We start from the raw sequence: 11500 nt of genomic DNA on the forward strand, positions 1-11500 counted from the left end.
CATTCTCCCTGCCTTACCATTTCCTGCTCTGTGTCACATAAATTTCGGTTCCTGCCGGCTCTGTGATTTTTCCAACGATTGCTGCCGGAATCCCCTGCTCCAGCAGTTTTCTCTGCATTTTTTCTGCATCCACGGCATCCACGGCCATCAGAAGCCCTCCCGATGTCTGCGGGTCAAACAGCACCTCCTGCATGCCGAACGGTATATCCTTAAAGGTCACATGCTGCTCCAGATGATTCCGGTTCCGCTGGCCTGCCGCAGTGATCAGAAACTCCTCCGCCGCTTCCACAGCCCCCGGGAACACCGGAATCTGATCCGCCCAGATATGGCAGGACACGCCCGACTCCATCATCTCATGCAGATGTCCTAGGAAACTAAAGCCCGTTACATCGGTACAGGCATGAATGTTATACTTCCGTGCCGTCTCCGAGGCGTACTTATTCAGCGTCATCATCGATTCCACTGCCTTTTGAAATCCCCCCGGGTTTTCCTCCCCGACGCGGTGCGCCGCACAGAGAATGCCGGTTCCGAGCGGTTTCGTCAGAATGAGCAGATCACCCACGCGGCCAGTATTGTTCTGCCAGATCCGGTCCGGATGCACGGTTCCCGTGACAGAAAGGCCGTATTTTACACTGTCATCCGCAATCGAATGACCGCCGGAGAGCGATCCGCCCGCCTCCTGCACCTTTTCCGCGCCGCCGCGCATGATTTCTCCGAGGACATTCAGATCCATCTGTTCCGGAAAGCAGACGATATTCAGGGCTGTCCGCACCTCTCCGCCCATCGCATAGATGTCGCTTAAGGCATTCGCCGCCGCAATTTTTCCAAACGTGTACGGATCCTCCACCACCGGCGGAAAGAAATCCAGCGTCTGGACCATCGCAAGGTCGTCCGTCAGCCGGTAGACGGATGCATCGTCTTTGCTGTCATAGCCCACCAGCAGATTCGGATCCTTTTCCCCTTTCGGCAGCTTCTCCAGAATATGTTCGAGCACGCCTGCCCCGAGCTTTGCCGTACAGCCGCCGCTCTTACAGAAAATAATTTTTTCTTCTTCCATCGTTACCTGTTCCCTCTTTTTTCAGCTTCTTCCGCACTCTCCGTCCGTTCCGCGCAGAAGTCCCAGCGCATGCGGCAGGGTATCAAGTACAAATCCAAGACTCTCTTCCACCGCCTTCGGGCTTCCCGGCAGATTGATAATCAGCGTCCGATGACGGATTGCACTCACTGCCCGGCTCAGCATCGCCCGTTTTGTGATCGCCATGCTGCCCGCGCGGATCGCCTCCGCAATACCGGGTGCCACACGGTTTGAAACCGCCAGCGTTGCTTCCGGGGTCACATCCTGCAGGGAAAATCCCGTGCCGCCCGTCGTCAGAACGAGATCACACCGCTCCAGATCGGAAAGACGGATCAGCTCCTCTTCGATCCCTTCCTGCTCATCCGGCAAAATACGCATCGAAACAACCTCATACTGCTCTTTAGGCAGCAGTTCCCTGATTCTTGGCCCGCTTTTATCCTCACGCTCTCCCCGATAGCCTTTGTCGCTTAAGGTTACAATTCCTACCCGGAAAACCGCCGCGTTTTTCTTCTCTTCTGCTGTTTCCATCCTGTTTTTTCATCCTTTCTCTTACAGCTCTGATCCGCTCTTCTACTCCTCACACACATAATGTCCGCTTTTCCCGCCATCCTTTTCCAGCAGATGGATTTCACTGATTTCCATGCCGCGGTCCATCGCTTTACACATATCGTAAATGGTCAGCAGTGCCGTCGAAACACCGGTCAGCGCCTCCATCTCCACGCCGGTCTTTCCGACACACGATGTCGTGCAGACAGCCGTGATCGTACGGTCTGTTTCACACAGGGTAAAGGTTACCTCACAGTTTGTCAGCGGCACAATGTGGCACAGCGGAATCAGCTCCGCATTCTTCTTCGCCCCCATAATACCTGCGAGCCGCGCCACACCAAGGACATCTCCTTTTTTCGCTGTGTGATCCCGTACTGCCGCAAATACCTCCGGATTCACCCTGATTTTTCCGGATGCGCGCGCAATGCGGTACGTATCCGGCTTTTCATGGACATCCACCATGACGGCGCTGCCGTCCTTCTTAAAATGAGTAAATTCTGCCATTTTTTCTCCTCCGTTTTTTTCCTGTACGCTCCGGATCTTTCTCTCTGGATCTTTCACTCCGGCTCTTTCGCTCCGGATTTTTCTCTCTGGAGCGTGTCTGCCCTTCCATGCCAGGAACACGCCATGCTGCCTTCTCCCGTCATCTGGTTCTTTGGCACACAGGTGACGAAAATTTGTCGGATTCCACGCCTCTGCAGCAGCTCCGCAATTTTCCGAACCGCCTTTTTATGCTCCTTTTCCTCATACTGATGAAGAACCGCATAAAAAGCTCTGCCGTCCAGATCTTTTTGCTGTCCCCATTCTGCTGCGATCAACTGTGCCAGATCCTCTTCCGTGATGCGGTGATCCATAGGACATCCAAGCCGTTCGGCCGCAAGCTTGGCCCGAAAACAGCTCTTTTCAAGCGGCTGTCCAAGCGCCGAAAGTCCCGTCACGCCGACCACAAGATCGGAACAGGAAAGCAGCGCCGGCTCATGCTCTGCCGGCACCTTGCACGGCAGATGTTTTGTCCCGTCCGCCTCGATCAGGGTCAGATCTGCTTTTTTCCGTGCAGTCTCAAACAGCTGCTCCTCCGGCATCGCTATCTTTTTTGGATCCCGACAGTCACTTCCGATAATCGCCGCACAGCCTGCCTGAAATTTTCTTTCCACCTCTTTTAGGGTGCGATCCCGCCATTCTTCCGGTGGGCGGTAAAGATGCGTCGAGGTTGTAACCAGCACATTCTGTCCGTTTCGGACACCAAAGCCTGCCATCTCATACAGCAGCGTCGTTTTCCCACCGCCTCCAAGCAGCGAAACCACATGGTCTGGTTCCAGCAAAAATGGAAACGCCGTCTCCATTTCCACAGGCACCAGCCTCTGCCTTTCTGTCGCTTTCCAGATTCGAAGCATCCTTTTTGCCCCCTTCTTTACTTTCTTTTCTTTTTACTTTCTCACTCTACCATACTCATTTTTTGCTGTCAAATTTTCCCCTGACAAAGCGAAAAAAACTGCCCCGACAGGATTTTTCCCATCGGAGCAGTTCTGCTTTTACTGAACATGTACGGTAAGAACCGCCATATTTGATTGATTTCCGTTGCTGTCCGTCACATGGTAGGTCAGGGTATAATCTCCCGGTGTCGCGGTATCAACCTCACCGTCCACCTGAATGTCTGTAAAAAGCGTCTCCTGACTGTCTGCATCGTCCGTAATTTCTTTGATATAGCTGATTTTGTCCAGCTCACTTCCGGCTTTCACCGTCGTCTCGTACGTATTCAGATACATTCTCGGGCTTTCGGATGGCAATGCTTCGATTTCCATTTTGGCATTTGTCTCATTTTTCACACCCTCGGTATCATTCTGCTGTGCTTCTTCCGCCGCCGGAGCAGCATCGCTGCCCTCTGCTTCTGCGTTTTCCGCCGGTGCGGCATCACTGCCCTCTGCTTCCGTGTTTTCCTCCGGCGCAGTTACATCCCCTGCCGCTTTATAATTCACACGGCGCGTCACCTTCGTCACATTGTTGTGGCTGTCCTTTGCCGCATAGATTACCGATGCACCGGTACGGTCATCATTCGGAAAAATATTTTCAATGACCACGGAATCGGTCACATCTCCGTCCCTGTCATCGGTTGCCGTAACGCCTTCCAGCAGCAAAGCCGTATCGCTTCCCTCCTCATACGTCACATCCGCACCGGACGGAACCGCGATTTCCGGTCCTTTTCGGTCACTCGTTACCATCACTGCAGCTGTACCGGCAAAAAGCGCCAGCCACAGGACAATCAGACCTGCAAGAATTCCTTTTTTCATGGCTGTTACTCTTCCTCTTCCTGGCCGTACTCGCCATAATACTTATACTGGCCATACTTGCCGTATTTACCATAAGCCTGTTTCTGCATATCCACCTTGTTCAGGACAACGCCAAGCAGCGGACAGTTACTCTTTTCCAGCTGGCTCTTTACTTCCTGGGCAAAACGATAGCTGATGACACCGGACTCGATCACCATGATGGAACCGTCACAGATTTCTGCAACAATGGCGCTGTCGATTACGCTGCCGAGCGGCGGGGTATCTACGATTACATAATCATATACCTTACGGAGTGCATTTAAAAGACTGCGGAAATTCTTTCCTCCCAGAAGCTCTGCCGGGTTCGGCGGGAACGGGCCGGAATAGATCATGTAAAAATTCTTGATATTGGTAGCACAGATCACATCCTCCAGGCTTGCCTGTCCGGAAAGGAAATGTGCCAGTCCGCGAACCGATTTCTCTGTTTTTGTTCTTCCGAGAAGAACGGATTTACGAAGATCGGCATCAATCAGAATCACTCGTTTTCCGATCTCGGCCAGTGAAATACCAAGCTGCATCGATACGCTGCTCTTTCCTTCGTTCGGAGTGCAGCTCGTAATTGCAATGACTTTCTTATCTTCTCCGCAGAACTGAAGGTTGGTACGGAGAGATTTGTAGGCTTCCACAATCTGATAACCCGATTTTTCCTGTTTTACTACTACCTGATTCACGTTCCGTATCCTCCCTTATTTTTTTCTTCCACGGCCGTTTTTGTTTTTCTTCTTGCTCTTTTTCTGTCCTTCTCTGATCGGAATGATACCGAGTGTGCTGACACCCAGATAACGCTCTACATCCTCAGACGTCTGGATCGTGTCGTTGGTCAGATAAACAACAATGATAACAATGATTGCGATAAAGGCTCCTGCTACCGCACCGATCAGTCCGTTTTTCTTGATGCTCGGACTTACCGGCTCATCCGGGATATTTGCCTCATCTACCACATTTACGGCTTCGGTGTTCATAACGTTCTGGATATGATCTGCTGCTGCCACACGGATCGCATCCGCTATCTGGCTTGCCATATACGGATCCTCATCCTTTACCGTGATTGAAAGAATACGCGTATCGTTCTGCGTGGTAACGGTAAGTTTCTTCAGAAACTGCTCATACGTAAGATCCAGATTCAGCTGTGCAATGACAGTTTCTACCACCTGACGGCTCTGGATCAGCTCCGCATAGTCCTTGGTCAGAAGGGAGCTTGCCTGCAGGTCTCCGCTTGTTACGGTATTGCTGCTGTCCTGTTTGGACAGTACATACATTTTCGTTGTCGATTCATACTGCGGCTTCATCAATACTTTGCTGACCAGTACCATCAGAAGGCCAAGTGCCAGTGCTGCTAAAATCACATAGCCGATTTTGCTGCAGAGCACGCGGAGCAGTTCCAGTAAATCGATTTCAATTTCATCCTGATTCTGTTGATTCGTTTCCATCTTTTTCTCCTGACTGTTTTAGATTTCTCCGGCATCCCTTAAGATTTCCAATGGATTATCATGGAAAATCCGGTTGGCGTATGCCTCTCCCATTTTCTTTGAAACACAGGCAGCACCTGCTCCTATGTTCGGGATTCGTGTTTTTGTATTGTGGGAATCACTGCCGACAAAGCTGAGCAGATCCTCCTTCATCAGTTTTCTGCAGTACCGTTTTGCACCCCAGGTGTACTTTCCGAGAATACTTTCCACATTGACCTGCAGTTTTGCGCCCATGTCCACCAGATCGCCCGAAAATCCAACATCCTTTACCGTCGCCTGATAGCGCTCCACATGCGCGATAATCGGTTCATAGCCGCAGGACAGTACATTGTATACCCTCTCACGGATATGCTGTGCGGAATCTCCCTCGGAAAACTCCAGCAAAACATAAGACGAACCGGCCATGGTCACGTATTTTCGTTTTTCCAGAATTTCCTGAAGATCCATGTTGGAATGAAGCTCACATCCAAGATAAAGCGACAGATCCGGATACTCCTTTTTTGCCGCCTCCTGCAGCTTCTGAAACTGCTCATGTACCTTTTTTGCCGGTGTTTCAAACATCCGACGCCGATAATGCGGTGTCACGATGATGTTTCGGACTCCGTCCCGATACTCCATTTTCAGCATGGCCAGAGACTCTTCCAGATCCGATGCACCGTCGTCTACCCCCGGAACCATATGGCAGTGTACATCAAATAAATCCTTCATACCTTATCCCTCTTTTGTGTTTCTTTACATGCTCTAAGTTGCCCGGCACAGGAAACAGCAGACATTTCCTTGCCGTGTGAACCGTAGTTCTTTCTCCCAGTCACACACACTCAGACATTCTATTATAGTATACATCATTTTGTGATCTCTGGCAACAAAAAACATGCTCTGCCTTTGTTTTTACCAAAAAAGAGACCCACATCTTCCATGTCGGCCTCCACGTTTTTTCGTTTTACACATTTCATTTTCTGCAGATGAACACACCCGCTTCTTTTGTGATCGCAATTCCGCCATGTTTCTGAATTTTCTTTTCCAGAAATTCTTTGAATTCCCGCTGTCTCGGATACAAATACTCATTCTGATTTCCATGACAGGAAAGGATATAGTCCAGAAGCGGCTCCGGCCGGTCGACCCAAAGACTGTCCTCGTAGATTCTTTTCTCTACGCTGCCAAAATAAGGCTTTAACTGCTTTTCTCCGTGATCCAGACCAAAAATAGTATACAGCGCCACCTCCGAAAGATTGATCTGCGGATCAAACTCCTGTACCAGATCGGTAATCTCTTTCATATGGCCTTTTCCATACGTACTGCAGTAGAACACGCCGTCATCTGAAAGCACACGGCTGATTTCCTGCAGACCGCGGGACAGATTCTGGACATAGAACAAAACATGATTTGCAATAATCCGGTCGTATTCCGCATCCGGAAACGGAAGCTTCTGGCAGTCCAGTGTCCGGAAATCAAAACAGGATGCCTTTTCTTCTCCCAGATTTTCCGCCGCATCCCGGATCATGCCGTCTGACAGGTCAGACAGACAGATATACTTTCCTTTCAGCACGGATGGCTCCGCTTTTTTCCAGAGCTGTCCGTTTCCGCAGCCAATCTCCAGAATCCGGCGCGCACCGTCAAAATCCATCTGTTCCAGAAGCCACGGGAACCATCCCTTTTTATTTTGGGAATACTGCTCGTGCAGCGAAATACGGATATTCAGGTTTTCCCCGTTTTTGTACTGCTCCACCAGCATCTTTTCCATATCGGTCAGATGAATCAGGTTCAGAATGCCGGTCCAGTCGATCTGGTTCGTCTCCTCCAGAATCTGTGTCGTATTCTGCAGCGCCTTTTCCATCTGCTCCAGATTTTCCATCTTCTTGTGCACAAGTCCGATCTGCATTTTCAATGATTTCAGAATATCCGCACTCGTATCGTGAATCGTCATATTTCCGATCTCATTCAAGGAAAATCCGAGATATTTCAGCGATAAAATTTTCTGCAGCTTCAGAAAATCCTCATCCGAATACATCCGATAACCGGACTCGTTGATAAAGCTTGGCTTCAGCAGCCCTTTTTTGTCGTAATAGCGAATTGTCCGAATGGTCACATGGGCCATCCGGGCAAATTCACCAGTGGTATAATATTGATCCATATCCACCACTCCTTCGCAAAAGCCGCTTTTTTGCGGCCTTTGCATTTCACTTTTCTCTCTTACAGACGGTCTTTGTACATCTCAGCAAAGTAGTTCTGATACTCACCGCTGATGATGTGTTTCCACCAGTCTTCATTGTCCAGATACCACTGGATTGTCTGTGCAATTCCGGTATCGAAATTGTATTTTGGTTTCCATCCAAGTTCAGTCTCGATCTTGGTCGGGTCGATTGCATATCTTCTGTCATGGCCCGGGCGGTCTTTTACGTATTTGATCAGAGATTCCGGTTTGTCCAGAGCTTTCAGGATGGTCTGTACTACCTGAAGGTTTGTTCTCTCGTTGTGTCCGCCAATGTTGTAAATCTCGCCTACTTTACCTTTGTGGATAATCAGGTCGATTGCTTCGCAATGGTCGGATACGTGCAGCCAGTCTCTGACATTCTCACCGTTTCCGTATACCGGAAGCTCTTCGTCTGCCAGTGCGCGGCTGATCATAAGCGGAATCAGCTTCTCCGGGAAGTGATACGGGCCGTAGTTGTTGGAGCATCTGGAAACGGTAACCGGGGTACCGAAGGTTCTGTGGTAAGCCAGTACAAACAGGTCTGCGCTTGCCTTGGATGCAGAGTACGGGCTGGAGGTGTGGATTGGGGTATTCTCTGTGAAAAACAGGTCCGGGCGATCCAGCGGAAGGTCTCCGTAAACCTCATCGGTAGATACCTGATGATATCTCTTTACGCCGAATTTTCTGGAAGCATCCAGCAGTACACGGGTTCCCATTACGTTGGTCTGAACAAAGATGCCCGGATCCTCAATGGAACGGTCTACATGGCTCTCTGCTGCGAAGTTGACAACAACGTCAAATTTCTCTTTTTCAAACAGATCCATGATGAAAGCTTCGTCTGCGATATCACCTTTTACAAATTTGTAGTTTGGTTTGTCCTCAACCGGTTTCAGAGTCTCCAGGTTTCCCGCATAGGTCAGCAGGTCCAGGTTTACGATCTGATAATCCGGGTATTTGTTTACCATATGATGTACGAAGTTTCCGCCGATAAATCCGGCTCCGCCTGTTACTAATACTTTCATGCTTTTTCTCCTTTTTGGTGTGTTTATCGTCTCAGTTTTATGTCAATTCAACTTGTTGTACCCTCACTATAATGGGTGACGTTGCGTCATGGTCAAGAGGAGAATGAAAAAAGTTTGTTTTTTTCCCTCCTCCCTGTCTATCTTAAAATTTTTACGGCAATTCTCGTAATATACTGTTCCATTTCCTGACTGGTCAGCGCGTCCACCATATATTCCTCATAAAAGCGGTCATCCAGCAAAAGTTTCTGTTCCGTGGCATACCAGAACAGCTTCCGGTACGCCGCTTCAATTCCCTGCCATGGTCCTTTATAATAATAGCAAAGATACTCTCCTTCCGGCCGAACCGTGTATCGCACTTTCGCCGGCACACGATCAAAAATCAGATAAAAATCACGGTAATCCAGAAAATTCCCCGTTTCCAGTGTTTCCCGTTTCTGAACAAACCCCACATTATACGAACTTCGATTTCCGTATTGCCCGCAGTAAGCATAGAGCTCTCCGATTTTCTGATTGACTGCCAGATTATCCGCTGATTCGCTGTGATTTGTGACAAGATACTGCAATGGCAGGGTATGAATCCCTACAGGACAGAAGGGATCTTTTTCAAACGCCTCACGGCATTCCGCCGATGCCTGTGCCAGAAACCGCTTCTTTTCCCCAATCCAGCGCTGCATCTCGCGGAGCCGCTGCATTTTTTCGCGCACCACCTTCTCCTCCTGTTCCAGCAGTACTCCGAATTTTTCAGGACTTCGCTGTTCCAGATAATTTCGAATCTCTGCCAGCGGCATGCCCAGCTCCCGCAGCATTCCGATCACATCAAACGTTTCCATCTGATCCATCGCATAATACCGGTAGCCGTTTGTCCCTCTTCTTTTTGGTACGAACAGCCCAATCTCATCATAATGGAAGAGCGTTTCCTTTGTCGTGCCTACCAGCGCTGCAAATCGCCCCGCGCTTAAATACTCCTGTTTTCCCATTTCTGACTCCTTTTCCTGAATATGTGCTCTCGGAATTTTTCCTGTTTTTCACCTTTTTTGCACTTGACTATAGGGTTACCCTATCCTTTATAATAGCAAACGATTCAAATTTTCACAAGAAATCTTTCCCATCTAAAGCGTGTCTGAAAAAGGCTTTTCACACATAAAAAGGAGGTTTTTGATTATGAGCCAGTCACTCGCCAAGGATTTCAACTTCCGCTCTCTGCTGAAGTTTGCGTTTCCATCGATCATCATGATGATCTTTATGTCTCTCTACAGTATTGTGGATGGCTTTTTCATCGCACAGTACGTGGACAGCATGGCGCTTTCCGCCGCCAATATCGTCTATCCTGCCGTCAGCATTCTTCTTGCCGTCGGCATCATGTTCGGTACCGGAGGCAGCGCCGTTGTCGCCGCAAAGATCGGACAGGAAAAACAGGAGGAAGCCAACCGTAACTTTTCTGCCCTTACCCTTACCACACTGATCATCGGTATTCTGGGCGCAGTGCTCGGCAACCTGTTTTGCCGCCAGATCTGCAGTCTGCTCGGTGCAACGCCGGTGCTGATGGATTACGGTACCGCCTATCTGCGGACGATCCTTTCCTTTGCCCCGGTCTGTCTTCTCCAGGCGCTGTTCCAGTCCTTCTTTGTAACGGCAGGACGCCCGGGACTCGGACTTTCCCTTACGGTGTCCGCCGGCATTACCAACATGCTTCTGGACTATCTGTTTGTCGTTCCGCTCCATCTCGGTGTTGCCGGAGCTGCCCTTGCCACCGGCCTTGGCCAGTGCATTCCGGCCGTTGCCGGCATTTTATACTTTACCTTTGCCCGCAAAGGCCTTCGCTTCACCCGTCCGGAATTTTCCAAAGGCCTGCTCTCCACAAGCTGCTTCAACGGTTCCTCCGAGATGGTCAGCAATCTTTCTGCAGCCGTTGTCACTTACCTTTTCAACATGCTGATGCTGAAATTTGAGGGCGAAATCGGTGTTGCCGCCATCACGGCGATTCTGTACGGACAGTTTCTCTTTGTTGCGCTGTACCTCGGCTACAGTATCGGCGTTGCACCTGTGTTCAGCTTCAACTACGGCAGCCGGAACAAACAGCGGCTGATCCGGCTTTACCGCATCAGTATCCGTTTCGTTGTGGTAAGCTCTGTGATCATCGCACTTGTGGCCGCCTTCGGCTCTCCGGTCATTTCCGCCGTTTTCATGCAGAAAGGCACGTACGGCTTTGAACTGACCCGCCACGGCGGATACCTGTTCTCCATCGCTTACCTGTTCTGCGGTACGAATATCGTCGCCTCCGGCATTTTTACGGCACTGTCAGACGGAAAGACCTCTGCTTTGATTTCCTTTTTGCGCACTTTCGTCTTTATCGTTCTCTCCGCGCTGCTTCTGCCGCTCGTGCTTGGCACCAACGGTGTGTGGCTGTCGATTCCGGTCGCTGAGTTTCTGACGCTGTTCATCTCCGTGCCGAAGCTGTCCCGCTATTTCAGGGATCCAAAAGTCGCACTGGAGACAGAAACGCGTTGATTCTCAAAACCCCGCACAGGGATCCGTTGTTTTCACAGGATCCGCTGTGCGGGGTTTCTCTTTTGCTACCATTTTTTCCCCGGGCAGTCCCGCAGTGCAATCGCTGCCCGCATCTCCACGTAGCAGCCGCACATGCGGCACATGCCGGACAGCAGCTTTTCACACTCCTTACAGATGGAAAGCCGCCGCTCGTATTCCTCCTCCGGCGTTTTATCGTCCGCCGGAATTCTTGCAATATAATCATACATATTCTGAAAAAAGCCTGCCTCGTCCATCTCACGAAGCAGGCATTTTTTACAGATCCTGGTATTTCCGTCCATCAAACTCCTCCGGAACCGAATCTTTTTTCATCCCAGATATCT

The 11500-nt window shown here is 50.0% G+C and carries 13 protein-coding genes; 1 reads left to right on the top strand and 12 read right to left on the bottom strand.

Going from position 1 to position 11500, the window contains the following annotated elements; genetic code table 11:
- Positions 1 to 13 precede the first annotated feature (13 nt).
- From selD to DWW13_RS03735, 11 genes are all read right to left on the bottom strand, one after another.
- Positions 14 to 1057 (bottom strand): selenide, water dikinase SelD, encoded by a 1044-nt coding sequence (selD, locus tag DWW13_RS03685; protein WP_055220516.1) that lies wholly within the window; start codon positions 1055 to 1057, stop codon positions 14 to 16.
- A gap of 21 nt (positions 1058 to 1078) precedes the next feature.
- Entirely contained in the window at positions 1079 to 1603 is a 525-nt protein-coding gene (locus DWW13_RS03690) for a MogA/MoaB family molybdenum cofactor biosynthesis protein (RefSeq protein ID WP_118719260.1), read from the bottom strand.
- A 42-nt stretch (positions 1604 to 1645) separates the two neighbouring features.
- Positions 1646 to 2125, bottom strand: coding sequence for a cyclic pyranopterin monophosphate synthase MoaC (gene moaC / locus DWW13_RS03695; RefSeq protein ID WP_118719399.1), 480 nt, complete (start codon positions 2123 to 2125; stop codon positions 1646 to 1648).
- A gap of 53 nt (positions 2126 to 2178) precedes the next feature.
- The gene (gene yqeC, locus DWW13_RS03700; RefSeq protein WP_118719262.1) at positions 2179 to 3015 is read right to left on the bottom strand and encodes a selenium cofactor biosynthesis protein YqeC; all 837 of its coding nucleotides are present in this window, start codon (positions 3013 to 3015) and stop codon (positions 2179 to 2181) included.
- A 138-nt stretch (positions 3016 to 3153) separates the two neighbouring features.
- Positions 3154 to 3909 (bottom strand): immunoglobulin-like domain-containing protein, encoded by a 756-nt coding sequence (locus DWW13_RS03705; protein ID WP_118719264.1) that lies wholly within the window; start codon positions 3907 to 3909, stop codon positions 3154 to 3156.
- Between the two features lie 5 nt (positions 3910 to 3914).
- A complete protein-coding gene (locus DWW13_RS03710; protein ID WP_118719266.1) occupies positions 3915 to 4619 on the bottom strand; it encodes a polysaccharide biosynthesis tyrosine autokinase in 705 nt (234 codons plus the stop codon).
- 15 nt (positions 4620 to 4634) lie between these two features.
- Positions 4635 to 5378, bottom strand: a complete 744-nt coding sequence (locus DWW13_RS03715) for a YveK family protein (RefSeq protein WP_055220504.1) — start codon at positions 5376 to 5378, stop codon at positions 4635 to 4637.
- An 18-nt stretch (positions 5379 to 5396) separates the two neighbouring features.
- Positions 5397 to 6125 (bottom strand): CpsB/CapC family capsule biosynthesis tyrosine phosphatase, encoded by a 729-nt coding sequence (locus DWW13_RS03720; RefSeq protein WP_055220503.1) that lies wholly within the window; start codon positions 6123 to 6125, stop codon positions 5397 to 5399.
- Positions 6126 to 6366: 241 nt separating this feature from the next.
- Positions 6367 to 7548, bottom strand: a complete 1182-nt coding sequence (locus DWW13_RS03725; RefSeq protein ID WP_117802055.1) for a MerR family transcriptional regulator — start codon at positions 7546 to 7548, stop codon at positions 6367 to 6369.
- Positions 7549 to 7607: 59 nt separating this feature from the next.
- Positions 7608 to 8630: a dTDP-glucose 4,6-dehydratase gene (rfbB, locus tag DWW13_RS03730; protein ID WP_118719268.1), complete on the bottom strand. Its 1023-nt coding sequence runs from the start codon at positions 8628 to 8630 to the stop codon at positions 7608 to 7610.
- A gap of 137 nt (positions 8631 to 8767) precedes the next feature.
- Positions 8768 to 9607, bottom strand: coding sequence for a MerR family transcriptional regulator (locus DWW13_RS03735; RefSeq protein ID WP_118699954.1), 840 nt, complete (start codon positions 9605 to 9607; stop codon positions 8768 to 8770).
- 184 nt (positions 9608 to 9791) lie between these two features.
- On the opposite strand from DWW13_RS03735, the gene DWW13_RS03740 reads away from it, so the two are divergent.
- Positions 9792 to 11138, top strand: coding sequence for an MATE family efflux transporter (locus DWW13_RS03740; protein WP_118719270.1), 1347 nt, complete (start codon positions 9792 to 9794; stop codon positions 11136 to 11138).
- 65 nt (positions 11139 to 11203) lie between these two features.
- On the opposite strand, the gene DWW13_RS03745 is transcribed toward DWW13_RS03740, so the two are convergent.
- Positions 11204 to 11458: a DUF6171 family protein gene (locus DWW13_RS03745; RefSeq protein ID WP_055220495.1), complete on the bottom strand. Its 255-nt coding sequence runs from the start codon at positions 11456 to 11458 to the stop codon at positions 11204 to 11206.
- Positions 11459 to 11500 lie beyond the last annotated feature (42 nt).

The organism is Blautia sp. AF14-40, assembly GCF_003479665.1.
GTDB lineage: Bacteria > Bacillota > Clostridia > Lachnospirales > Lachnospiraceae > Fusicatenibacter > Fusicatenibacter saccharivorans.